Origin of the sequence: Bacillus sp. FSL K6-3176 (assembly GCF_038003325.1) — a bacterium.
Lineage (GTDB): Bacteria > Bacillota > Bacilli > Bacillales > Bacillaceae > Bacillus > Bacillus altitudinis.
The window spans coordinates 3,502,109-3,525,643 of sequence record NZ_JBBOOX010000001.1; the positions used below are offsets into that span (position 1 = coordinate 3,502,109).

Here is a 23,535-nt window from a genome sequence, read left to right on the forward strand (position 1 = left end):
AAGGAATACTAACTATTCGATATATGTATTTTACCTATAATAGAACGTGCTGTACACTTTAAAGTAAGCTCACCAATTAGAACGTTGTGTTGTTTTTGTGAAACAGTGAACAATTTATATAGAAAAAGGAGTGAACAGAAAGTGCAATTGCTCAAAACGTCGCTGATTGCTACCCTTCAGATTATGGCTTTATTTGCTTTTGCGAAATTGATGAATGTGCTGGCGGCCTTTTTGCATTTAAGAATTCCGGGCACGATCTTAGGCATTCTTGTCATTTTCTTATTACTTCATTTTAACATCATTAAATTAAAATGGATTGAACTTGGCGCCGTTTGGCTGCTTGGAGAACTGCTGCTCTTCTTTATCCCTTCAGCAGTAGGTGTGATTGATTACGGAACATTACTTTCTCAATCTGGCACAAGTATTGTCCTTGTGGTTTTACTTAGTACCTTTGTGGTCATGCTCTCGACTGGCATGATGACGCAGATGATTGCGAAAAGAAAGGAGCGAAAAAAGCTATGTTAGTTGGTGGACTATTTTTGATCTTAACCATTCTGATCTATCTCGGATCAAAAGCGGTTTATAAACGTCATCCGAAAGTCTATGTCTCCCCTTTACTTGTAACACCGGTTGTTCTTGTGGTCTTGCTGTTAATCGTGAACATTCCTTACGATGCTTACAATCAAGGCGGAAAATGGCTGACAAATATGCTTCAACCTGCGACTGTGGCATTTGCCATTCCTTTATATAAGTATTTTCATATTCTGAAGAAGCATGCAGTAGAAATTATTTTGAATGTGGCTTGCGGTTCTATCGTTGCGATTTTATCAACAGCGTTTATCGCTAAATTGTTTCATTTGGACACGAGTCTGATCGAGAGCCTCGTCCCAAGGTCCGTCACAACACCCGTTGCAATGAGTGTGTCTGAAATGATTGGCGGGATGCCGTCCGTTACGGCTGTATTCGTCATTTTAACAGCATTATTTGGTTCAATCATTGGGCCATTGGTTATCCGTTATTTCCGCATTGATAATGACATTGCAATGGGCGTTCTGCTTGGTACAGGAGCACACGGTGCAGGCACATCGAAGGCCTTTGAACTGAGCTCCGTCTCAGGCACGATCTCAAGTGTGTCCATGATCATTTCGGCCATTATTACATTATGTGCAGCGCCTATCCTGATGTCGTTTGCCTTATAGAAAAAGCCATTTCCCCTTATGGAAAATGGCTTTTTCTTATGCTTGGATGAAGACAACCTTTAAATAGTTCCCCTCAGGATAATTTTTCGTTGTACGGAAGTCCTCAGGAAGTGTATATTCCTCAAGAATACGATACGTTTTCCCAGATTCTTTAAAGGCCTGTGCAATAAATCCTTTAAACTTTTTCATCCCAAATGCACTGCTATTGGTTGACGCCACAATGACGCCGTTCTCAGCTGTGATCTGGATGGCTTCTTTTAATAGTTTCTTATAATCCTTCGCTGCACTGAATGTGTGTTTCTTCGTTCGTGCAAAGGAAGGTGGGTCCAAGATCACAACATCATAGCTCCAGCCTTTTTTCGCCGCAAACGGGAAATATTTAAAGACATCCATGACTTTGATATCCTGCCCGTCTACATCAATGCCATTCACTTCAAACTGCTCGGATGTTTTTTTCAAACTGCGGTTTGCAACATCTACACTTGTCGTACGGCTTGCCCCGCCAAGCGCTGCTGCTACAGAGAAAGCGCCGGTATAAGAGAACGTATTAAGGACGGTCTTTCCTTTTGCATAGCGATCTCGAATTGCTTTTCGCACATGACGCTGATCAAGGAAAATACCTGTCATCGCACCATCATTTAGATAAACCGCCACGTTCATCCCATTTTCTTTGACGATAAGAGGAAATTCACCTTTCTCCCCTTTTACAAAATCGTCATCTTCGATATATTGTCCAGACGTATCAAATCGTTTCTTTTCATAAATGCCTTTATAGTCAGGGTACACCTGCTCAATCGCAGCCAATACATCTTCTTTTAATGTAAAAACACCTTCGCTATACCATTGGATGAGATAGAATCCATCATAATAATCAATCGTGATTCCACCAATTCCATCCCCTTCCCCATTGAACACACGGAAAGCCGTCGTCTGTGCATCACGAAATAGATGCGTTCTGCTTTTGGATGCCTGTTCAAGTTTAGAAACAAAAAAGGCCTGATCTATTTTTTCGTTAGCGTCAAAGGAAAGCACCCAACCGATGCCTTTATTTTGCACACCATAATATCCTTTCCCTAAAAAAGAGCCTCTTTCATCTACCCATTCAATTAGCTCGCCTTCCTGTACACCGTTCACACGCGACACAGCATCTTTTGAAATAAGCGGATATCCCTTTTTCACTTGTTCTGCAAATGTTTGTTTTAATGAGATTTTTTTCATTTGTGTCATCCTTATCCTAAATTGACTCTCTCTATCCTACCATATGAATGTATACGTTACTTCTATTATGATAAGATGAGGAGAAAAATATCAACTCGACATAGAGGAGGCTCTTTTTTGACAACATTACGCTTAGATCATACAGGGATTATGGTGACAAATATTGATCAGTCCATTGATTTTTATGAAAAAGTGGTGGGCATGAAATTAAAGGATCGCATCACTCATACAAACGGAGTCATTGAACTTGCCTTTCTTGGCTTTAAAGACGAAGCGGAAACGGAAATCGAACTCATTCAAGGGTATAGCAGTGACCTTCCATCTGAAGGAAAGGTTCACCATCTCGCCTTCACAACAGATAATATTCACGCTGAATTTAACCGTATTCAAAAGCTGCAAATTGAGCTAATAGATGAAGAAATCACAACATTGCCCAATGGCTATTGCTACTTCTTTTTCCGAGGGCCAGACCAAGAGTGGATTGAGTTCTTCCAGCGATAATATTTCCTAGGAAATGCATGCGAATCGGTATATTCATTCTCGTCACAAAAGAAAAAGAGTAAGAGCATACCTGCTCTTACTCTTTTTTTATAGCACCTTACTAAGAAATGATTTGGTACGCTCGTGCTGCGGGTTTCCAAAGAGTGCTTCTGGTTTGTCTTCTTCGACGATATATCCGCCATCCATAAAGATCACGCGATCTCCCACTTCTCTTGCAAAGCCCATTTCATGTGTGACGACAATCATCGTCATTCCTTCGACTGCTAATTGTTTCATAACAGCTAAAACATCCCCAACGACCTCAGGGTCAAGAGCAGATGTCGGCTCATCGAATAAGAGCACTTTCGGGTCCATCGCCAAGGCTCTTGCAATGGCAACACGCTGTTTTTGTCCACCAGATAATTGGTTAGGGTAACTTTTGGCCTTGTCTTTCAAGCCGACCTTTTCAAGCAAGTCTAATGCTTTATCGACTGCCGCTTTCTTCTCCATCCCTTTTACTTTCACCGGTGCGATCGTGATATTTTCTAACACGGTTTTATGAGGAAATAAATTAAAGTGCTGAAACACCATGCCAACTTCTTGTCTTACTTTATTGATATTCACTTTTGGGTCTGTAATCGTATGTCCGTGGACAACAACTTCCCCAGCCGTAATATCCTCTAATTTATTGAGACATCTTAGAAATGTGCTTTTCCCTGATCCTGAAGGACCAATGACACATACAACCTCTTTTTCCTCGATGACTGCATTAATATCCTTTAAGACTTCGTTATCACCAAAGGATTTCTTCAAGTTTTTCACCGTAATCATACTCATTTCACATCAAATCTCCTTTCTGCGTAGCTAGCCAGTAGAGAAAGTAAATAAATGATCACGAAATAAATGACACCGACAATGAGCCAGACATTCAAAGGATCAAATGTAGCCGATGCTTGAACTTGTCCCCGCTGCATGATATCAGCAATACCGATAATCGATAAGAGAGAGGTGTCCTTCAAACTGATGATGGCTTGGTTCGTAATGGCTGGAAGCATACGGCGGAATGCCTGTGGAAGAACGATAAAACGCATGTTTTGTCCACCTGTGAATCCTAAAGAGCGTGCGGCTTCTGTTTGTCCTTTATCAATGGACTGAATCCCTGCACGAATGATTTCTGAGAAATAAGCTCCTGCATTAATCGCTACTGTAATAATCCCTGCCGGCACTCGATCAAGCGAAATGAATTCAAGTGTATTAAGCCCAAAATAAATGAAGAATAGCTGTACGATAAATGGCGTACCTCGAATGGCATTGACAAAAACGAGTGAAATAAAGTTCAAGATTTTAAATGGTGACAGGCGGAATAGCGCCACAATTAACCCGATGATAAAACCTAAAATGATAGCAACAACAAAGATATATAAAGTGGTTTGCAAACCATCCATTAAATACGGAAATGCATTAACAATCGTATCCATGTTTCTCCCTCCCTAATTCACATACGGTTGACACATAAAGAAAGCGCGCTCTGAGCGCGCCTCGCTTGTGTTATGACTTCAAATATTTCTCAATAATTTTGTCATATTCACCGTTTTTCTTTAGGTTCTCAAGCCCTTTATTGATTTTCTTCAATAAGTCCTGATTTTTCCCCTTCATGACTGAGATCCCGTATTGGTCGCCATTCAAGCGGTCTCCAACTGTTTTCAATTTCAAGTCTTGCTGTGCGATCGCATACGTAATGACAGGATAATCCTCAATTAAAGCATCTGCATTTCCATTAGATACTTCTTGGAACATAGATGGACTGTCATTGAATTGAACTACTTCATACCCATATTTGTCTGCGTTATCTGATGCAAATTTTGCACCTGTTGTCCCATTTTTAACAGCTAGCTTTTTCCCCTTTAAATCATCAATCGATTTGATGCTGCTGTCCTTTTTCACAACAACTGTCAGACCAGCGTCGAAGTATGGATCTGAAAAATCCACTTTCTTTTTACGCTCATCTGTAATACTCATACCACCCATTCCAACATCAAGCTGACCTGCTTGCATCGCTGGAATGATCCCTGAGAAATCCATTGCTTCAAGCTTCACTTTGAAGTCTTGGTCTTTTGCAATTGCGTTAATTAAATCAACGTCTATTCCCTCATATTTACCGCCCTTTTCAAATTCAAATGGCGGATATGTTGTATCTATCCCGATTTTATATGTGCCTTTGCCTTCCCCCGAACCGCTGTCCGATTTTGAACCACAGGCTGCCATGACGAGCACAACAATTAGTCCCATGATCAGTAACATCGATTTCTTCATAAAACACGACCCCCAATTGTCAGTTTTGTCTAAATATTCGCAACAACAATCTTACTATACCACGCTAAAGCTATACTGTGTGATATTTTTTATCAATACCAAAGATCCATACAATTCTAGATCGATAGTCTCTTTAAATTTTACTTTTTTGCGAATAACTCATTTTATTCTGAAAGAAGCATGTTTCACAATATTCATGTGATATAATCTCACAAAAAACCGCGAACACTCCTTTATAAATACCACTTCTTTCTCACCTATGAAAAAACCCTCTTTCACTGTCTCTCTTCCTCTATTGATATCCTGATATATTTTTTCAACATCCTCTTTTTACCTAAAAAAATGTAAGCGTATACAATTCGATCACTACTCCCTAATTTTTTCACTACTGGTTGAATTTACATCAAAAAACATGTTTTACAAATTGAGATAGACCGCTTAAAATATAAGAAGATACTTAATATGGAAAGATGATTCAGACAAATAAGAATCAGCAGAAATGAATAGGTGAAGAAAGGAGGATACCAATTGGCAGAAACAGGTGTTTTGTCATCCGTTGATGTAGCAAATATGCTAAATGACTGGTATGTCTTGATGAAAAAAAGAGACATACAAGAAGCAATACAGCTAAAAGAAGAGATTCTTCAAGCATTTGATCGAATGGAAGAGAATCAAGATGTCTTACTCTACTATCAACTTTTAGAATACCGTTTCAAAGATTTAGTCGAAGATACAGCTTCGTTAGATCACAGTCTTTTTGTGGATGAAAATGCGATTCGTACAGATGATATGCTCAGCTACTATTTCTATTTCTTTAAAGGCATGTATGAAATGCGCAGAGGGAATCAAGATACAGCATTTCACCATTTGAAATTGGCCGAGGATAAATTAGATCTCGTACATGATGACATTGAAAAGGCAGAATTCCATTATAAAACAGGATGTCTATACTATAATATAAGATCCACACTTCTCTCCATCCACCACTTAAAAAAGGCTTCGTCTATTTACGACGCAGATCCATGTTATGTGAAAAAATCAATCAGCTGTCAAATGATGCTTGCTCTGAATTATGCGGATCAATCTAAATATGATGAGGCAGAAACTTTGTTTCAACAGGTGATTTACTCACTAGAACAGATGGAGGATCCGGATTTACTTGGCCACGCATATTGCAATGCAGCTTTTATTAAAAGTCTAAGAAATGAATACAGTGAAGCTGTGCCGCTCCTAGAAAAAGCTTTATTGATTGAGTCATTCGAAACTTCTTCCCCAGGCGGCTATTTACTGGCCTTGTATGCCTACACAAAAGCGCTGTTTAAGCTGAAAAAGCCTGGTTTGTTCCACTATTATGTACAGCTTTCACTTCAAAAAGCAGAAAATTTAAAACAACGAAACATTTCACTTAAATTATCCATTTTAGAAACATTGATGCTCCAGCCCAACAACATGATTGAGCAGATCATTTCTTATTGTGATCAATTGGAATCTATGAATTTCCTTGTTGATCTTGAGGCTATCTGTCAGGATGTAGCCGCCTACTTAACTGAAAATGGTCTTCCGAAAGAAGCAATTTATTTTCAGAACAAGGCATTGTCATTCAAAACTTGTTAAGAAGATGGAGTGATGTATGATGAAAAAATGGCTGATCTCAAGTGCGATTTTTACGTTCTTGATTACAGGTGTTTTGATTGGCACTTCTACTCAAAAAGAGAGCCAGTCTGCACAATCGCAAGATGACGGTACGATCATTCAAAAGAGAGATCGAGGCACCAACCCTTAATAAGACTAAAAAGAGTAGCTGTCATTCAAAACAGCTACTCTTTTTTATTGGTTAATCAATTTCTCGTTTGATATTTTGCATTTTTTCATCTAAGTAGTGAGCGATATCTGCCGCTTCCTTTAGTTCATCGGTGAGCTGATGAGGAACATCGTTTTGCAGTTTATAATAGATTTTATGTTCGAGACTCGCCCAGAAATCCATCGCAATGGTCCGCACCTGAATTTCAACCTTCACATGCTCCACACGATTCGTTAAGTAAACAGGAATTTCAACAATTAAATGAAGACTTCGATAGCCATTTGGTTTCGGATGCTGAATGTAATCTTTCACTTCAAGGATCTTTAAATCCTCTCTTTGCCTCAGAACATCAATAATGTTATAGATATCTTGAATAAACGAGCAGATGATGCGGACACCAGCGATATCATGTATGTACTCCTTGGCACATTGTGTGGTGATGTCACATCCTTTTCTCGCTAGTTTATTCACGATGCTTTCAAAGGATTTGATCCGTGATTTTGTATGCTCTATTGGGTTGTGTCCATGGATTAAATTATATTCCTGACTAATAATCGAAAACTTTGTATCCATTTCATCTAATGCAAATTTATATACTAATAATTCATTTTTCCAGTCTTCCATGACACTTTTCAAATCTTCTACATGAGTTGCTGACATATTCATTTCTTTTTGTCATCTCCTTTTGGCAAACAGCTGTTACACTGCTTTCCGTTTACTAGACGGAGAGAGAACGCAAATGGTTTTAAAAAAGTACATCTTACCCCCGTTGTTTGTAATAAGTCAGCGCGAGTGCCAGTGCAAGCACAGATCCTTTCACGATATCCATTGCATAATACGGGACAGACATCATCACAAGTCCATTTTGCAAAATACCGATGAGCACCGCACCAATAAACGTACCGAATGCGTTTGGTTTACCTGCTCCCATGACTGAAAACCCAATAAAAGCAGCAGCTACCCCATCCATTAAATATGGCGTTCCTGCGTTAATTTCTGCTGTCATCACCCTTGATGCCAGCACGATACCACCGATCGCCGCAAATAAGGCAGACAACAGATATGCTGCGATTTTGTATTTGTTCACATGAATACCAGATAATCGAGCGGCTTCTTTATTTCCACCAATGATATACATCAATCGCCCATGCTTTGTGTAAGTCATAAAAACATGTGCAAAAAGCACAATGGCCGCCATAATCAAAATGATATAGGGGACCTGCCCAATCTTGCTGAAAAAGGCAGGGATGGTGCCAGTTGAAAAAGTGCCATCAGGCAGCACCATATTTTCAGAAATGGTCGCACCTTTCGTATAGGTTTGTGCGAGCCCTTGAATGATAAACATCATGGCTAGTGTCATGAGCATATCTGGAATCTTCATTTTGACAATCATCCAAGCATTCAGCAAACCGACAATAAGAGAAGCCGCCAGCGCAGAAAGGATCGCAATGAGTGGGTTTTGCGAGAACCATACAAACATGGAAATCACTATTGCATTTGATAACGTTGCAACTGAGCCTACAGATAAATCAAAGCCATTCACTGCTAGTGAGATCGTCAGCCCTACCGCAATGATGGTTACAATCGAGATCGATCGTAAAATATTGATGATATTTCCTGACTGTAAAAATGCCGGATTGGCTGCCGCAAAGACAACAATCAATACGACAATCGTTAAGATGGTGCCATATTGATAAAAGAAATCAAACAGATGAAAGGATGGCCGCTGTTTCTTGATTTGTTGAACTGGGGCTGAAACTTGTCGTTCACTCATGATTGTCCTCCTGTTGAATGATATAAAAGCTCTTCTTCAGTCATTGGTGCCGTCATTTCCCGGGCAATGCTGCCATCATATAAGACGTATACTCGGTCGGCGATTCCTGCAATTTCTGAAAGCTCACTTGAAGCATAAATAACCGCTTTTCCTCTTTCAGCTAGTTCTGCAATGAGAGAGAAAATGTCCTTTTTTGCTCCAACGTCTACACCTTTGGTTGGTTCATCAAAGAGATAGACATCCGCCTCAGCCAACAGCCATTTTCCAATCGCAATCTTTTGCTGATTTCCACCAGAGAGATGCTTCACCTTCGCTTCAAGAGAAGGTGTCTTGACGCCAAGCCGCTTGACGATTCCATCTGCTGCCTTCCGTTCCTTAGAACGATGTAAGAAGCTGAACGGCCGTGTAAACGAACGTAGACTTGCAGCTGTTACGTTCCATCCAACAGTTTCTTCTGTTAGAATCCCTTCTTTTCTCCGTTCCTCAGGCACAAGGGCAATACCCGCTCTCACGGCGTGATGAGGCGACTTGATATGAATGGTTTGACCATGCAGCTGCACAGTGCCTGACTTTTTTTCTGAGGCGCCGAATAGGGCTTTGCACAATTCTGTTTTACCAGCACCGACTAGTCCTGCAATCCCGAGAATTTCTCCTTTTTTCACATGAAGATGAATGTTGTTTAATTTATGCTGGTCATGCAACTCTTTCACGTCAAGCACAATCGGTGCATCCTCAAGCGGTGAACGGAATGGGAATTGATCCTCTAATGGCGCGCCAAGCATTTCTTCAATGACCTGCTTTGGATCGGTTTCTTTAATGAGGTGCGCCGCCACATCGGTTCCATTCTTCATCACAGTCAGTTCATCACAGATGTTGAAAATTTCTGGCATGCGATGCGAGATAAAAATGATGCCTGTGCCGTTCTTTTTCAATTGATGAATCATTGAGAATAGCTTGCTTGTTTCTGCATGACTAAGTGGAGCGGTTGGTTCATCTAAAATTAAAATGCTGCATTTGATCGACACAGCCTTGGCAATGAGCACCATTTGTTTTTCTGCCAGTGTCAAATCACTCACAAGACGCTTCGTCGAGATGTCAATGTCCATCTCTTTTAACAGCTGTGCTGCCTTGCGGTGAATCTCTTTCCAGCGGACGAATGGATTTTTCTCAATTTCATGGATCATCATATTTTCGCCAACACTTAAATATGGCACTAGAGCTGTATCCACTTCTTGATGGACGGTCTGCACACCGTATGAGGCCGCATCCTTCGGTGTATGAATGGTCGCCGCCTCGCCATTGATGTGGATGCTTCCTTCAAAATGTGAATGAGCACCAGAGAGAACTTTCATTAACGTTGACTTCCCAGCACCGTTAGCCCCAATCAGGGCATGGACTGTGCCTCTTTTTAATGTGAAATTTGCTTGATCTAACGCTTTGACTCCTGGGAATTCAATCGAAATGTTTTTCATATGAACAAGCGGCGTTGTCATAGGTGTCCTCCTTCTCTCCTGATCGTCAATTGAAAAACGAAACACCCTCTATGAAAAGAGAGTGCACGTTGTTTATTTTGCATAATGCTTCTTCAAGGTCTTCATCCAGTCTTCTTCAAAAGCAGTCGAAGAACCGAATCCTTTTACTTCATCTGCAAGATTGACCATATTGATGGCCTTTCCTGCATCCTGAAGCTGCTTTTGTGAAATGAGAGAGGCCTCAAGGTCATAGGAAGATGGCGTTTTCTCGCCAGCTAGTTTCTTCGCAAGAATCCTTACGTCGATTGCACCAATGAGCTTCGGATCGACAGCGGCAGTGTACTTCCAAGGACTGTCTTTCGCAGTCATTTCTTGGAGATCGGCATTAGATACATCAATACCGTAAATCTTCACTTCGGTTCTCCCCGCTTCTTTTAAAGCTCTTGCAGCACCAATCGCAAATGCATCCCACGTCGCAAAAATCGCATCCAGTTTACCCTTTGGATATTTATTCAGCATCGCCGCAACCGCATTTTGTGTTTGAACTGATGTATCAGAGGCCGCAACGCCAAATCGGTCAAGTTCCTTGATCCCTGTATGCTGTTTGAGCGTTTCTTGGTACACCTTGTTTCGTCTCACCATTGGAGGGAATCCGTCTACCCAAAGATACGCAATATTTGCTTTCCCTTTAAAATCAGCCACGAGTGCATCTAATGATTTTTTCGCTAATTGCTCGTCATCTTGAGACGTCACTGTGACTCCTTTGATATCCTTCAGCTTCGGATTTGAATCAAACGCCACAACTGGAATGCCTTTCGCTGTGATCTTCTTCACATCAGCAACTGTCGCCTCATCATCCCCATGAGAGATGATAAAGCCATCATAGTTTTCTTCTAGTGCTTGAGAAATGGCATCATGAAACTTCGCCGTATCACCATTTGCCGTGTAGACATCTACTGTAAAGCCTAGCGCTTCCCCTTCTGCCTTCGTTCCTGCTAAAAACTGAGCAGTATGATCGTCCCCGCCAATTTTACGGATGACTTTAATTTTTGCTCCCTGTCCTTTTGCAAATCGCTTCGGGACATTGTCAAAGGAGACCTTTTCGTTTGCATTAGCCTTTGAGCCTGCGCTTGATCCCGTACCGCAACCAGATAATAGCACGGTCAGGACCGTCAATAATACAAGAGATGATGTCCAATATTTACGTTTCATTGCTGTTCCTCCTCAAGTTGTTTTATTTTTCACATCGGAAAACTAGGTAAAAAAGTGGAAATATGCCTGTGAACCCAGTCTTTTGATTCTAAAAAAAGAGATCAAAAAAGCCTCTCTTGATAAAGAGAGGCTTGATCACCGTTGCATGAAACATGTATCGGGAAGTCTTCCTCTCTTATCTGTCAAAGCTGTAACAGCTTTGCAGGAATTAGCACCAATTTCTTAGATAGAAACGGTTGCTGGGCGTCATAGGGCCAGTCCCTCTGCCTCTCTTGATAAGAGATCCGTTATGAAATTTGTTTTAGTTGAAATGTCTTCTTTACTTTAATGTGATGTCTCATCAATGTCAATGACTTTTTTGAAAATTTCTAAAATGATCATTTGCACCGAATGCCTTGTTTAACTGCCGATGATTTTCTTAGCAGGTGATGATGCCTTAAGACGGAAATCATATTTTTTCTCATTCACAAATTGGGGATTGAGGTGTGCTGAACCTTTATCTTGACCGCTTTTCGAGCGATACGTTTTGTAGCCTTCCAGCCATTTCCCGCGCCATACCCACTGTGAGGCTTTTGCACCTTTGCGGTCATCGTAGACATTCTTTTGGAATGTATTCTTCTTGTTCACTTCGTAGAGATTCACGACTAAGTAATGCGAAGCACTGGCTGTCATGATATTATTCGTGATTCGATTGTTCACCGATTGATATTGCATGAGCAATTGACCGCCTTCTAAGCCGGCTGTGTCATTTTTGTACAAAATATTATGGGAGATGGTCGTGTTTGTGGTTCCGCCCCGCTTCTTGTCATAGCCGCCAATGGAGATGCCTGTATAACGATTTAAATATACTTGATTGTGCTCAATGCGAATGCGTTCGGCCATCTTCCCTTTATGTTCACTTGTGACCTCAATCCCAAGGTCATTATGATGGCTAATGTTATGATCAATCACGATGTCTTTCCCGCCATCCACATAGATTCCTCCTGCGGAGATGTCCTTGCCGTACGCTGGATTCCCAACACTCGTAATCTCATAAACTTTGTTTCTAGATACGACACCATTTCTCACTTGATCATACTTTTTAGAAGGTGCGACATTCTCAAAACCAATTAAATCAATCCCGATATTGTCCGTATGCCGGACTGTATTATGTGTCACGCGGAATTTTTTAACGTTTCCGTTTAGCACAAGGGCTTCACTAAAACCTAGCTTTAACTTTTCCACAGTGTTTCCTTTGATTTCGATGTCTTCAATGGCTGCAGGTGCTTTCGTTCCATAGACCGCAATGCCATGAGCATTCCCATTTTGATGTGTCGTCTGAATGTCGTACACACGGTTGTTAAGCAGTTTGACGCCTTTGCCGCTGCCTGTGATGAATATACCGATGGGTGTCACATCTTCTTGATTCGTTTTAATATGACCGACTGTCAGCCCTTTCAGGGTGATATAGCTTTTTTGATCAATCTTCACAAGACCACCGTCTGCTTGATTTCCTTTAAGAGATGCTCCGCTAATGACAGGCTTCTCTTTTCCATACGCTTGAAAAACAACTGGTGCTTTCTTTGTTCCAGAATGGCGGACAATCAATTTCTCTTTGTATGTACCGCCTCTCATATAAACTGTTGTCCCAGCTTTCGCGATACTTGCCGCTTTTTTCAGCGTACGGAAAGGCTTTTGCTTTGTCCCTGGATGTTTGTCGTTCCCATTTGTTGCGACGTAATAGGCAGTACCTTGCTTCGCACCAGCCTCCTCCGTCATCGCTTGACAGCCAAAACTAATGGCGGTCATCAATAAAATCAATAAGGCGCCTGATATCATTCGTTTCATCTCGTTGTTTGCTCCCTTCCACTCTCTTCTACCTTTATCGGTTAAAAAAAAGAGGATTAAAATATGGCAATGCCCCTTGCAATGTACTAGTCAAAAGGTGTATGGTTGAAAGAATATCTTACAGGAAAACAAATCGCTTTTAAATTGTCAGATTAATCAGTTAATAATGAAATTGGATTTTATTTCTAAGGGGAAACTTCAGTAAAACCACAACAGAGAGGAGGAAAGCGCTTTAACAGATTTTTCTTGTCTGAATTCCAGAAAACCTATTGCTAATATTTTGTGAAGGTATAGAATAGAATCATAATTATTTCATATTATTAGAATTTTCAAATAATCAAACAGCAAGGAGATTTACGATGCCAAAACAACCCATCCGCGTTGAACTTAGTTCAACAAAAAAACCAAAACCTCAATCTGATCAACTTGAATTCGGAAAAATCTTCACAGACCACATGTTTGTGATGGATTATTCAATTGATAAAGGCTGGTATGATCCGAGAATTATTCCTTATCAGGCGATTCCAATGGACCCAGCTTCTATGGTTTATCATTATGGCCAATCTGTTTTTGAAGGCTTGAAGGCGTATGTGTCTGAGGATCAAAAGATTCTCTTATTCCGTCCCGAAAAAAATATGGAACGCTTAAACAGATCAAATGACCGCCTATGTATCCCGCAAATTGATACAGAAACGGTTTTAGAAGGCTTAAATGAACTCATTCGCATTGATAAGGATTGGGTACCTGATGCAGAGGGCACTTCTTTGTATATTCGACCATTCATTATTTCTACTGAGCCCTATTTAGGTGTTGCACCGTCAAGCACCTACAAGCTGATCATCATTTTATCTCCAGTAGGTTCTTATTATAAAGAAGGCATCCATCCGGTCAAAATTGCGGTGGAAAACGAATTTGTCCGCGCTGTTAAAGGCGGAACAGGAAATGCCAAAACAGCTGGAAACTATGCATCGAGCTTGAAAGCACAGCAAGTTGCTGAAACAAAAGGATTTTCACAAGTCCTGTGGCTTGATGGCATCGAGAAAAAGTACATTGAAGAAGTCGGCAGTATGAATATCTTCTTTAAAATCAACGGAGAAATCGTGACGCCTGAACTGAACGGCAGCATTTTAGAAGGGATCACACGGAATTCTGTGCTTGAGCTGTTAAAGCATTGGGAAATCCCTGTGACAGAACGTAAAATTTCAATTGATGAGTTAATTGAAGCACATCAGTCAGGTGAACTTGAAGAAATCTTCGGAACAGGAACGGCAGCCGTCATTTCTCCTGTCGGTGAATTAATTTATCACGATCAGCCGTACGTCATTCAAAATGGTCAAACAGGCGAAGTATCGAAGAAATTGTACGAAGCGATTACCGGAATCCAAAAAGGAACTCAGCCAGACATCTTCGGCTGGACAGTAGAAGTCGATTCGGTCGTCAAGCAGGCATAAGCAAGCGAAAGAACCTTTCATTTGATGAAGGGTTCTTTTTTTGTTTCTTTATCTCCTCCACTCCCTCATAATGGAAAATGTGGATCTATTCCACACTTAAGGAGTGATGGTATGTTTTTTACTTATTTACTAGCGTTCTTTGGGATTTGCATCGGATCAATCATCATCGCTACAGGTTTCGACGATTCACCGTTCTTCACCCGTTTTCTATTTAAGTTTCTCGGGATTTCTATCTTTGTTCTTTCCATTACTTTTGTAAAAGTGAGGCGAAAGAGGTTGCGCAACAAAAAGGCGAAAAAGACTTAGATGTCCATCAGCCTCTCATCAAATCGTGCACCAAAACAAGACCGTTATCCCCACAATGGCCCCTGCATATATCCACTGTTTCCCTTTGATACTCCGCTTTCTCTCGATCAGTAAAAAGATCTCTGGTAAAAAGACGATGATGATTTCTAGGATAAAAACAAGATGATAAACTGGCGGCATCGGCTGGAAATCAAAGTCTCTTTCATCTCCACCGATGGTTGCGAAATACATTAACAGATTGGTTACTGGAATGGTAAAACAAACGAGCAAGCGGAGAACATACATCCACACATCCTGTCTATGCCGAATCAGGCCAATAAATGAAGCGATGATTCCATACAAAAACAAAACCACTGTGCCGTAACTAAGTAGAGGTTGAACGATAAAGCCGTAAAGCATTAACCCAATTGCCACCATATTCTAACCGTCCTTTCTTTGAAGCAGTACATGTTGTTTTTTCTATCATACACTGCTTTCTCCGGTTTCCATATGAAAAAATCATAAAAAACGACCCCATAAAGGGGCCATTTTATTTTACGCATTTACTGATTTGAAGAACTGCGGTAAATATTCACGGTGCGCTTCAAGCATTTCATCTAAGATTTGTTTTGCAATTTCATCAGATGGAACGAGTGGATTGATGGTCATAGCGACAAGAGCCGTCTCGTAATCTCCTGTCACAGCTGCTTCAGCTGCCACACGCTCGAAAGACTTGATTTGTTGAACGAGTCCTCTCACAGCCACAGGCAGATCACCTGTCGCGATTGGTTTCGGTCCGTCCTTTGTAATGATACAGTTCACTTCAACCGCTGATTCGGCCGGAATACTGGCAATCGCTCCTCTGTTCACTGTATTTACTGGTTGAATGTCATGTTTATCATTATAGATGGAGCTGATCAAATTACATGCTGCATCGCTGTAATAAGCCCCGCCTCTTTTTTCGAGCTGCGGCGGTTTAATCGATAAATCTGGGTCTTTATATAACTCAAACAATTCATGCTCGACTTGCTGCACAACCTCTGCTCTTGTTCCTTTTTCTTGAGCCGCTTTTTGTTCTTCCTCCAGCATATCTTTCGTTTTATAGTAATAACGATGATACGGACATGGAATGACCCCTAAGCCTTTGACGAAAGAAGGCTCCCAGTTTTTCGCTTCAATATTCCTCATGGACCACTGGCTATTTGGATTTCCTAATTCATCGAGCACTTGATCCATAATGCTGACCCCGTCTAAATACACATCTAAGCCATAGACCATGTGATTGAGGCCTGCAAATTGTACTTCAATGCGTTCGACATCGACATCCAGCGCTTTTGCAATGCCCATTTTGATTCCAATCGGCACATTGCATAGACCGACCACTTTTTTCAGATTCGTGTAGCGTAACACCGCCTCTGTGACCATGCCTGCTGGATTTGTAAAGTTCACCAGCCAGGCATCTGGGCAAAGCTCTTCCATATCCTTCACGATGTCTAGAATGACTGGAATGGTGCGTAGACCTTTAAATAACCCGCCTGGACCATTCGTTTCCTGTCCAATGACGCCATATTTAAGCGGGATTCTCTCATCCTTGGCTCTGGCTTCGAGCAGTCCTACACGGAATTGTGTCGTGACAAAGTCCGCATCTTTCAGAGCTGCCCGGCGGTCAAGGGTGAGGTGCACTTCAATCGGCAAACCTGCTTTTTCAACCATACGTTTTGCAAGAGCACCCACGATGTTCAACTTTTCCTGACCTGCTTCAATATCCACAAGCCATAACTCCTTTACAGGCAATTCTTGATATCGTTTAATAAACCCTTCGACGAGCTCAGGCGTATAGCTTGATCCACCGCCTATTGTGACAATTTTAATTCCGTCTTTCATGAATTGACACCTCCGAATTGCTTCATTTTTTCATGGAGCTCAATGATTTCAGCTGCAAGCTCTTTGACGGTCATAGCGTTCATCAGATGATCCTGTGCATGAATCATCAAGAGACTGACGTCGGTTTTCTCTCCTCTGATTTCTCCTTGGATTAGCTCTGTCTGTGCGTGATGCGCCTCATTTAACGCGTCTTGTGCTTCCTGCAATTTTTGCTTCGCCTCATCAAAATTGCCTTGCTTTGCACATGTAATGGCCTCCATGGCCGAGCTTCTGCCATTACCACCGTGCAAGATGAGTTGAAACACAATTTGTTCCATTTCCATCGGCCGCATCCCCCTTGTTCCCTCTATTACATGCTGACAACATTTTCATCTGTTGATGCTTTTGCTTCAAGCTCATTTTCTTCTTTCAATTTCTGCTTATCCCACATTCTAAAGAATGGATAGTATAGCGCAAATGACAAGGCAAGGTTAATCAGCTGCATGACCGCGCCAGAGATTTTCCCGCCTGTTGCGAGATAGCCTGAAATGATTGGCGGCATTGTCCACGGGACAGCGATCCCTGCCGGTTTTGCTACAAGTCCTGTGCTCATTCCGATATATGTGGTGATGATCATCATAATTGGCGTAAGGATAAACGGAATGAGAAGCATTGGGTTCATCACAATCGGCATTCCAAAAATGATCGGTTCGTTGATGTTAAAGATGGCTGGCCCAATCGCAAGACGGCCAAGCTGTTTCATTTGTTTACTTCTCGCACGCAAGATCATGGTCAGTACCAAAGCAAGCGTCGCGCCGCTTCCGCCGACATTGATAAAGATTTCAAAGAACTGCGCTGTGAAAATATTCGGCAGCACTTCTCCTGCTTGGAAGGCAAGACGGTTTTCATCCATCGCACCGAGCCAAATCGGACCCATGACTCCTCCGACAATGGTGGCTCCGTGAATACCACATGCCCAGAGGAGCATTTGCACACCGATGGCAACGATACTTCCGCCTAAGCTTCCACCAAGAATGGATAGTGGTGTGCCGATTAAGACCGTGATGATATTATGAATACTCTCAAAAGGTGTCATCTCAATCAGAAGCCTAGCGACCCAGATCAGCGTGATGACCACAAAACCTGGAATAAGTGCGATAAACGATTTACTAACTGCTGGCGGTACACCATCAGGCATTTTGATGACGATATTCCGCTGTACAATAAAGCGATAAATTTCGGTGGAAAGCATGGCAATAATCATGGCAACGAATAGCCCTTTACTGCCCATCAGTGTGACGGGAATACCGCCATTCACTAGGATAGCTTCTGTTGATCCTTCAGGTGTGAACGGTACTTGATAAGGTGTGGCTAGGAGGAAAGCTGCGACAGCAATTGCACCAGATGACAGTGCATCGACTGCATACTTTTCAGCTAACCTGTACGCGATCCCAAAGGTCGCAACAAGTGCCATAATGTCAAAGGTGGCATTCACAGGATAGGATAGTTTCGTGGCCCATTCGGCTCCGAAGACACTTGCCATAAAATCGCTATATCCCGGAATCGGAAGGTTGGCTAAAATGAGAAACAGTGAACCGACGATAATGAGAGGCATGGTTAAAACAATTCCGTCACGCAATGCTTGTAAATGTCTTTGAGCGGCAATCTTTCCTGCAAACGGCATAACCTTCTCTTCTAGAAATCGGTTGAATCCATTCATCCCTTCCGCCCCCTTTATCCGTTCACTAACTGTTCAGCAGATTTTAAAACCTCAGCACCATTACATACGCCATAATGCACGGTATTAATCACGTCTACTGGAATTCCTTTGTCTTCTCCGAGTTTTTTCATTTGCGGTAATAAATAACGAACTTGAGGTCCTAATAAAAGCACATCGGCTTGATCAATATGATTTTTTGCAGCATCTCCAGATACTGCCCAAATACGATAGTCTTTTCCTTGTTCTTGTGCACTCTTCTCCATTTTTGTGACAAGTAAGCTTGTTGACATACCTGCTGCACAAACTAATAAAATGTTCATTGTAAACGCCCCCTTTTTGAAGTATGAAGCTTTTCTTTACACATTCATCATATTATGAAACCGCTTTCATAAACACCCATACTTTTTCCTTTAGGAAGCGGAAAAAGTTAATATCACACCATTAGTTCTTGTACGAAGGCGCTTTTTTATCCATGACATCCAGCATGTCTTCAAAGGTGTCACAGGTGATGAGGTGCTGAATAAATTTCACATGATGGACAAGCTCTCCAAGCAGACGGTACATGCCTTTTAAATCTTTGGCATTCTCTTTTTCGACACAAAGCAAGCACACAAATTGAACTTTTTTCTCTCCCCAAATAATCGGTTTTTCTAATGTACAGATCGCCCAAAACGTCTCTTCTGTCAGCGGGGTCATCGGATGCGGAATCGCTGTATAATGCCCAAATGAAGTCGGTGCAGACTCTTCTCTTTCCATCACAGATTGTGTAAGTTCTACTGGCGCTAAGCCCATGTCAATGACCTTTTGCGTGAGAAAGTGTATGACCTCTTCCTTTGTTTGAAAGGCGCATTTTGTAAAGACCAATTCCTTTTTCATATATTGCGTGGCTAATGTCACTCTTGTTTCACTTGTCAAAGCTTCTTCTATTTTTAAAAAATCACTGCCTCCTAAAATCGTGTTCACTTGAATGACAGGAATCGGTAAATCCATATGAATGGGAATGGTCGTAATAATTAAATCCAATGCATGTAAAGAGACATGCGGAAGGGAATAAAGCTCTGCTGTTCCTAAAATGGTCAGCTTCGACCCAAATTGTGACCGCAAACGATCTTGAAGTAGCCTTGCACTCCCTGCACCAGACGCACAGACAATCAGGCATCGCTTCGGTGGTATCTCCATTTTCCTGCGCTCTAAGGCCGCACCAAAATGAAGTGCCATATAGCCGATCTCATTTTCATGAATGGACAAACCTGTCTCTTCTTCAATGACCCTGCTCGCCACAATCCCTGCTTCAAAGGCAATTGGATAGCCCGCTTTGATCTCATCAAGCATTGGATTTCTTAAATTCATTCCATACTTACACCGATTGATCGCTGGCTTTAAGTGCAAACTGAGGCCAATCAGCAATTCCGCATCTCCCGCTAAATCCAGCTGCAATTTTTGATCAATGGCTTTCAGCATCAGCTGAACAAGACGGCTCGTGTCATCATCCACAATTTGTTTTTGACCGCCCGTTGAAAAAGACTGTACCATTTTGGCTGTTCCTAGCAAATGAATGGTGATATAAACGATTTCCTCTTGTGGGAATGAGACATCCAGCAACCCTTCAAGACGCTCAACCATTTTTTTGGCTACCTTGTATTCTGTTGCCCTTGGGATTTCGTTGATTTCTTCAGGCAGCACAGATACATAGTTTCCGTGTCTAATCCGTTTACAGGCAATAGCAATATGAACAATTAAATTATTCATGCAAATGTCTGATAGATTCATTTTTTCCTCGTTGATATAATCAATCATGGTTCTCTGAATCAATTCCAGCTCATGTTTCGGCAAAATCGTAACCGCCGTGTTCAGCATGGTTTGATAGGAACGCCGTTCATTGAATAAATATTCTGACATGCAATAACGGATTTTCATCTCAGATCCTTTAATCCGGCAGCCTTTATTCGGCTTTGCTTCCAGCTTCAGATCAAAGGGTTCGAGCTTACGTTTGACCCATTTCATGTCATTACTCATCGTCGATTTACTAATAAACAGCTGCTCCTGTAAGTCTTCCAGCTTCACATATGATTCCGCTAGAAGCAGCTTTTTCAAAATAAATCGAACTCGCTCTTCTGGAAGAACAGCAAGCGGTTCTTCCTGTTCGACTTCTTCCTTCATAAAACGGCGAAAGGCATTCTCATCGTTGATCAACAGCTCATAGCCAGCGCCCCTAACAGCTGATACAGCTGCTTGATAAGGGGCTAGACGCTCATTCAGTTCCTTGATGTCTGTTCGGATGGTGCGGCTTGTCACTTGTAAACTGACAGAAAGCGCAGCGCTCGTGAGAGGAGTCTCAGCTGCCATCAGCTGACTTAAAATGTGCGCCAGTCTTTTACTCAGCATTAGGTCGGCCTCCTTCATTTAGGGTGGAAAATCTGCCTTGTTTGGACAGGTTGTATACGCTTACAGTTCTCTTCATTACTCATATTCTACTGAAAAGAAATAAAAATTGCCAACTCATTTATATGACAAACGCCCCTATTTATACATCCAACCATATCTAATGACCTATGAATCTTCTTCTAAGATGCTGTTGTGGAAATCATGAAAAAAAGGCGTTACACCTCCGTGTATCCGCCTTTTTCTTATGAGGAAATCAGTTGTGTAAAGACAACCAATCTTTTTTCATGTGTACCGGCTGCATGATCAAAAGTTCCCGTACATGTGATGAAATTGAGATTCCGTGTAAAGGCGTACCCGAAAAAAGCATTTGGTTTCTCTTCGCGCGGATAGCTTTTCACCTTGAGAACCTCAAAGGTTCGCTTTTCCCCTGACGAGGATGTCACAATGACTTTGTCTCCCTTTTTTAGCTCCTTTAATCGATAAAAAACAGCTGGACCCCATTTATTATCAACATGACCATTTATGACAGCATTCCCTTTATCACCAGGCTTCGGACCATCTTCAAACCAAGCCGTGTGATCTGTATTTTGCGGAACACCCATACTGCCATCCTTTGATAAAGTCGTTTTCTCCACTTTTGCTTGGACATCAATCGCTGGAATGGAGATGTCAGCGGGTACAATACCCGATGGCTCATCTTTTAACGTGTCGTGTGAATGAGATGGATTCTTGGCTTGTTTTGCTGTCATTGGCTCAGGAGATGATGCAGTTTCAGAGGATGACTTTTCATCTATTGATTGGGATGCGCAGCCCGTGATGATGAGAAGCGTAAGAATACTAAACAGCCATCTTTTCACGCAAGTCGACCTCCTTTTGAAGAAAGGAACGGCACGATTGTGCACGTTCCCTCTTGTCTTGACGCCTGCTTAATTTGATGGTTTACGGCGAATGAGGAAGAACGCGCCCACTGCACCTCCGGCTAAGATGAGACTTGCCATCATCCCAGCAAATGCTTCATATGACATACCTAATGGACCGGCTGTGCCTCCCATACCTGTTTTCGGCATCTCATTTGGCATGTTGGATTTGAATAATTCAGGATGCTGATCGACAATAGCTGATGCGACATCTTGACCAACCATGAACATATGGCCGTATGCTTCTCTGACAGTCGGGTACAGCTGATCATATTCGCCATTGTGATAAGACGTGTACGTTTTGATGAGCTCATCAATATGGGTTTTCAACCCGGCTTCTAAGTCAGCCGCCTTCAAGCGGCCATCTGTCGCTTGATCTAAAAATTTTGCTTGTTTCATACGGTAAGCATCTAAATCTTTGACGGCCTTTTCTTTTGCTTGCTCGTCTCCTGATGCATCCGCTTTGACATAATCAACTAAGTAACCGATATGGCTTGACCAGATCGTTTTAAATTGTTTTCCTGCATCTTTTCCATAAACAGAAGCGATCGCATCTGATAAATCATTTGTATTTTCATTTAAGGCTGCAGCCGCTTGGTCAAAGTCCTTGCTGCCATCATTCCCTTTTTGCATAGCCACTACCGCGAGTGCCAAATGCTCTGAGAACAAGTAGTTTAAATCCTCACGAAGATCTGCGGCTGGAGTATCCACTGATTTTTGATCAAATTTCTCAGGAAATTGATCTGTAATCGCCCATGATACGCCTTTACCTACTTCAAACATATGATGAATGGATTTTCTGACCGTTTCATAGGTTGTATCAAAATCCTTTTCCGTGTAACTGTCAAAAGCTTTTAGCAGTTCATTGACGTGCATTTTTAAACCTTCTTCAAGTTCACTTGCTTTCAATCTTCCATCCGTTGCTTTATCAAGCATATCAGCTTGTTTCATGCGGTATTGATCAAGCTCTTTGACCGCTTTCTTTTTACCTGCTTCATCTTTTTTCGCTGTTGCTTGTACATAATCAACAAAGTAACCGATATGGCTTGACCAAATCTCTTTGAATTGTTTCCCTGCTTTTTTTCCATACACAGAGGCGATCGCATCTGATAGATCATTCGTGTTTTCATTTAACGCTGCTGCTGCTTGATCAAAATCTTTACTGCCATCAATTCCTTTTTGCATCGTGATCACTGCTAAATAAGCATGCTCTGAGAACAGCTGATCAAGCGCTGCGCGAAGATCCGTTGCTTTATTTGACACCTCTTGTGATGATGACGACTTTTTTGCATCCCCATGCATATGTCCTTCGTGTGCACTTGCCATTTGAGCAGTTGGTAATAATAATGCTGCACTAAGCGGGATCGTTAAAAATGCTTTTTTCATTTTCATCTGTTTTGCCTCCTCTTTCCGTTTGTTATGTACTTAACGGAGAGAGAAGTGAAATGGATCATTCCCACAGCATATTTTTTTGTTTCATTCATTTCATAAAAAAAAGCCGGATTACCCGGCTGATACGTTACGACTTTTGGATGCTTTTCGTTCTTTGTATATTTTCCTCACCACTGGATAAATCACTGGTGCCCATTTGACAATTTGTTTCAGCCACTTTTTCATT

General features: G+C 41.7%; 24 protein-coding genes and 1 riboswitch. Of the genes, 6 read left to right on the forward strand and 18 right to left on the reverse strand.

Annotated elements, in window-relative coordinates; genetic code table 11:
• Positions 1–141 precede the first annotated feature (141 nt).
• Both MHB38_RS18235 and MHB38_RS18240 read left to right on the forward strand, forming a co-directional pair.
• On the forward strand, positions 142–525 hold the full coding sequence (locus tag MHB38_RS18235) for a CidA/LrgA family holin-like protein (protein ID WP_008345527.1): 384 nt from the start codon (positions 142–144) through the stop codon (positions 523–525).
• Positions 519–1,199: a CidB/LrgB family autolysis modulator gene (locus MHB38_RS18240; protein ID WP_007497850.1), complete on the forward strand. Its 681-nt coding sequence runs from the start codon at positions 519–521 to the stop codon at positions 1,197–1,199. The genes MHB38_RS18235 and MHB38_RS18240 overlap by 7 nt, the downstream gene beginning before the upstream one ends.
• Before the next feature lie 36 nt (positions 1,200–1,235).
• Here MHB38_RS18240 and MHB38_RS18245 read toward each other — a convergent pair whose 3' ends face one another.
• Positions 1,236–2,417, reverse strand: coding sequence for a class I SAM-dependent rRNA methyltransferase (locus MHB38_RS18245; protein ID WP_144716443.1), 1,182 nt, complete (start codon positions 2,415–2,417; stop codon positions 1,236–1,238).
• 117 nt (positions 2,418–2,534) lie between these two features.
• On the opposite strand from MHB38_RS18245, the gene MHB38_RS18250 reads away from it, so the two are divergent.
• Positions 2,535–2,918, forward strand: a complete 384-nt coding sequence (locus tag MHB38_RS18250; RefSeq protein ID WP_008345541.1) for a VOC family protein — start codon at positions 2,535–2,537, stop codon at positions 2,916–2,918.
• Between the two features lie 87 nt (positions 2,919–3,005).
• On the opposite strand, the gene MHB38_RS18255 is transcribed toward MHB38_RS18250, so the two are convergent.
• The 3 genes from MHB38_RS18255 to MHB38_RS18265 all read right to left on the reverse strand — a co-directional run bounded on the left by MHB38_RS18255 (position 3,006) and on the right by MHB38_RS18265 (position 5,210).
• Positions 3,006–3,734 carry an amino acid ABC transporter ATP-binding protein gene (locus MHB38_RS18255; RefSeq protein WP_025208197.1) on the reverse strand — a complete coding sequence of 243 codons (729 nt, stop codon included), beginning with the start codon at positions 3,732–3,734 and terminating at the stop codon, positions 3,006–3,008.
• On the reverse strand, positions 3,731–4,375 hold the full coding sequence (locus MHB38_RS18260) for an amino acid ABC transporter permease (RefSeq protein ID WP_007497860.1): 645 nt from the start codon (positions 4,373–4,375) through the stop codon (positions 3,731–3,733). The genes MHB38_RS18255 and MHB38_RS18260 overlap by 4 nt, the downstream gene beginning before the upstream one ends.
• Positions 4,376–4,445: 70 nt before the next feature.
• Entirely contained in the window at positions 4,446–5,210 is a 765-nt protein-coding gene (locus MHB38_RS18265; protein ID WP_045033805.1) for a transporter substrate-binding domain-containing protein, read from the reverse strand.
• A gap of 528 nt (positions 5,211–5,738) precedes the next feature.
• Here MHB38_RS18265 and MHB38_RS18270 point away from each other — a divergent pair.
• Positions 5,739–6,824 (forward strand): Rap family tetratricopeptide repeat protein, encoded by a 1,086-nt coding sequence (locus MHB38_RS18270; protein ID WP_008345544.1) that lies wholly within the window; start codon positions 5,739–5,741, stop codon positions 6,822–6,824.
• Positions 6,825–6,843: 19 nt separating this feature from the next.
• On the forward strand, positions 6,844–6,993 hold the full coding sequence (locus MHB38_RS18275; protein ID WP_017358698.1) for a hypothetical protein: 150 nt from the start codon (positions 6,844–6,846) through the stop codon (positions 6,991–6,993).
• Between the two features lie 51 nt (positions 6,994–7,044).
• On the opposite strand, the gene MHB38_RS18280 is transcribed toward MHB38_RS18275, so the two are convergent.
• From MHB38_RS18280 to MHB38_RS18300, 5 genes are all read right to left on the reverse strand, one after another.
• Positions 7,045–7,677 (reverse strand): GTP pyrophosphokinase, encoded by a 633-nt coding sequence (locus MHB38_RS18280; RefSeq protein WP_007497867.1) that lies wholly within the window; start codon positions 7,675–7,677, stop codon positions 7,045–7,047.
• Positions 7,678–7,771: 94 nt separating this feature from the next.
• Positions 7,772–8,785 (reverse strand): ABC transporter permease, encoded by a 1,014-nt coding sequence (locus tag MHB38_RS18285; RefSeq protein WP_017368303.1) that lies wholly within the window; start codon positions 8,783–8,785, stop codon positions 7,772–7,774.
• The gene (locus MHB38_RS18290; RefSeq protein ID WP_057078886.1) at positions 8,782–10,278 is read right to left on the reverse strand and encodes a sugar ABC transporter ATP-binding protein; all 1,497 of its coding nucleotides are present in this window, start codon (positions 10,276–10,278) and stop codon (positions 8,782–8,784) included. The genes MHB38_RS18285 and MHB38_RS18290 overlap by 4 nt, the downstream gene beginning before the upstream one ends.
• A 72-nt stretch (positions 10,279–10,350) precedes the next feature.
• Positions 10,351–11,469 carry a sugar ABC transporter substrate-binding protein gene (locus MHB38_RS18295; protein WP_007497873.1) on the reverse strand — a complete coding sequence of 373 codons (1,119 nt, stop codon included), beginning with the start codon at positions 11,467–11,469 and terminating at the stop codon, positions 10,351–10,353.
• A gap of 172 nt (positions 11,470–11,641) precedes the next feature.
• A riboswitch (SAM riboswitch) is annotated at positions 11,642–11,751 on the reverse strand.
• A 117-nt stretch (positions 11,752–11,868) separates the two neighbouring features.
• Positions 11,869–13,296 (reverse strand): DUF1565 domain-containing protein, encoded by a 1,428-nt coding sequence (locus MHB38_RS18300; protein ID WP_099496937.1) that lies wholly within the window; start codon positions 13,294–13,296, stop codon positions 11,869–11,871.
• Positions 13,297–13,655: 359 nt separating this feature from the next.
• Between MHB38_RS18300 and MHB38_RS18305 the strand changes: the two genes are divergently transcribed.
• On the forward strand, positions 13,656–14,747 hold the full coding sequence (locus tag MHB38_RS18305; RefSeq protein ID WP_008345553.1) for a branched-chain amino acid aminotransferase: 1,092 nt from the start codon (positions 13,656–13,658) through the stop codon (positions 14,745–14,747).
• Positions 14,748–15,071: 324 nt separating this feature from the next.
• Here MHB38_RS18305 and MHB38_RS18310 read toward each other — a convergent pair whose 3' ends face one another.
• The 9 genes from MHB38_RS18310 to MHB38_RS18350 all read right to left on the reverse strand — a co-directional run bounded on the left by MHB38_RS18310 (position 15,072) and on the right by MHB38_RS18350 (position 23,534).
• A complete protein-coding gene (locus MHB38_RS18310; RefSeq protein ID WP_008345555.1) occupies positions 15,072–15,470 on the reverse strand; it encodes a hypothetical protein in 399 nt (132 codons plus the stop codon).
• A gap of 117 nt (positions 15,471–15,587) precedes the next feature.
• Entirely contained in the window at positions 15,588–16,916 is a 1,329-nt protein-coding gene (locus tag MHB38_RS18315; protein WP_007497885.1) for a 6-phospho-beta-glucosidase, read from the reverse strand.
• Complete coding sequence (locus MHB38_RS18320) at positions 16,913–17,239, reverse strand: PTS lactose/cellobiose transporter subunit IIA (RefSeq protein ID WP_008345561.1); 327 nt, start codon at positions 17,237–17,239, stop codon at positions 16,913–16,915. Before MHB38_RS18320 ends, MHB38_RS18315 begins: the two co-directional genes overlap by 4 nt.
• Positions 17,240–17,265: 26 nt before the next feature.
• Positions 17,266–18,615, reverse strand: coding sequence for a PTS cellobiose transporter subunit IIC (gene celB, locus MHB38_RS18325; protein ID WP_007497888.1), 1,350 nt, complete (start codon positions 18,613–18,615; stop codon positions 17,266–17,268).
• Positions 18,616–18,629: 14 nt separating this feature from the next.
• The gene (locus MHB38_RS18330; RefSeq protein WP_007497889.1) at positions 18,630–18,935 is read right to left on the reverse strand and encodes a PTS sugar transporter subunit IIB; all 306 of its coding nucleotides are present in this window, start codon (positions 18,933–18,935) and stop codon (positions 18,630–18,632) included.
• 121 nt (positions 18,936–19,056) lie between these two features.
• Positions 19,057–21,000: a BglG family transcription antiterminator gene (locus MHB38_RS18335; RefSeq protein WP_341004138.1), complete on the reverse strand. Its 1,944-nt coding sequence runs from the start codon at positions 20,998–21,000 to the stop codon at positions 19,057–19,059.
• Positions 21,001–21,242: 242 nt separating this feature from the next.
• Positions 21,243–21,857, reverse strand: a complete 615-nt coding sequence (locus tag MHB38_RS18340; protein WP_017368312.1) for a class F sortase — start codon at positions 21,855–21,857, stop codon at positions 21,243–21,245.
• 69 nt (positions 21,858–21,926) lie between these two features.
• On the reverse strand, positions 21,927–23,309 hold the full coding sequence (locus tag MHB38_RS18345; protein ID WP_017368313.1) for a hypothetical protein: 1,383 nt from the start codon (positions 23,307–23,309) through the stop codon (positions 21,927–21,929).
• A gap of 111 nt (positions 23,310–23,420) precedes the next feature.
• A complete protein-coding gene (locus MHB38_RS18350) occupies positions 23,421–23,534 on the reverse strand; it encodes a hypothetical protein (protein ID WP_008345567.1) in 114 nt (37 codons plus the stop codon).
• Position 23,535 lies beyond the last annotated feature (1 nt).

Bases quoted from the DNA above. Each gene is read 5' to 3' on its own strand.
- MHB38_RS18240 (WP_007497850.1), top strand. From the start codon at position 519: ATGTTAGTTGGTGGACTATTTTTGATCTTAACCATTCTGATCTATCTC.
- MHB38_RS18245 (WP_144716443.1), bottom strand. From the start codon at position 2,417: ATGAAAAAAATCTCATTAAAACAAACATTTGCAGAACAAGTGAAAAAG.
- MHB38_RS18255 (WP_025208197.1), bottom strand. From the start codon at position 3,734: ATGAGTATGATTACGGTGAAAAACTTGAAGAAATCCTTTGGTGATAAC.
- MHB38_RS18260 (WP_007497860.1), bottom strand. From the start codon at position 4,375: ATGGATACGATTGTTAATGCATTTCCGTATTTAATGGATGGTTTGCAA.
- MHB38_RS18265 (WP_045033805.1), bottom strand. From the start codon at position 5,210: ATGAAGAAATCGATGTTACTGATCATGGGACTAATTGTTGTGCTCGTC.
- MHB38_RS18275 (WP_017358698.1), top strand. From the start codon at position 6,844: ATGAAAAAATGGCTGATCTCAAGTGCGATTTTTACGTTCTTGATTACA.
- MHB38_RS18280 (WP_007497867.1), bottom strand. From the start codon at position 7,677: ATGAATATGTCAGCAACTCATGTAGAAGATTTGAAAAGTGTCATGGAA.
- MHB38_RS18285 (WP_017368303.1), bottom strand. From the start codon at position 8,785: ATGAGTGAACGACAAGTTTCAGCCCCAGTTCAACAAATCAAGAAACAG.
- MHB38_RS18290 (WP_057078886.1), bottom strand. From the start codon at position 10,278: ATGACAACGCCGCTTGTTCATATGAAAAACATTTCGATTGAATTCCCA.
- MHB38_RS18295 (WP_007497873.1), bottom strand. From the start codon at position 11,469: ATGAAACGTAAATATTGGACATCATCTCTTGTATTATTGACGGTCCTG.
- MHB38_RS18300 (WP_099496937.1), bottom strand. From the start codon at position 13,296: ATGAAACGAATGATATCAGGCGCCTTATTGATTTTATTGATGACCGCC.
- MHB38_RS18305 (WP_008345553.1), top strand. From the start codon at position 13,656: ATGCCAAAACAACCCATCCGCGTTGAACTTAGTTCAACAAAAAAACCA.
- MHB38_RS18310 (WP_008345555.1), bottom strand. From the start codon at position 15,470: ATGGTGGCAATTGGGTTAATGCTTTACGGCTTTATCGTTCAACCTCTA.
- MHB38_RS18315 (WP_007497885.1), bottom strand. From the start codon at position 16,916: ATGAAAGACGGAATTAAAATTGTCACAATAGGCGGTGGATCAAGCTAT.
- MHB38_RS18320 (WP_008345561.1), bottom strand. From the start codon at position 17,239: ATGGAAATGGAACAAATTGTGTTTCAACTCATCTTGCACGGTGGTAAT.
- celB (WP_007497888.1), bottom strand. From the start codon at position 18,615: ATGAATGGATTCAACCGATTTCTAGAAGAGAAGGTTATGCCGTTTGCA.
- MHB38_RS18330 (WP_007497889.1), bottom strand. From the start codon at position 18,935: ATGAACATTTTATTAGTTTGTGCAGCAGGTATGTCAACAAGCTTACTT.
- MHB38_RS18335 (WP_341004138.1), bottom strand. From the start codon at position 21,000: ATGCTGAGTAAAAGACTGGCGCACATTTTAAGTCAGCTGATGGCAGCT.
- MHB38_RS18345 (WP_017368313.1), bottom strand. From the start codon at position 23,309: ATGAAAATGAAAAAAGCATTTTTAACGATCCCGCTTAGTGCAGCATTA.
- MHB38_RS18350 (WP_008345567.1), bottom strand. From the start codon at position 23,534: ATGAAAAAGTGGCTGAAACAAATTGTCAAATGGGCACCAGTGATTTAT.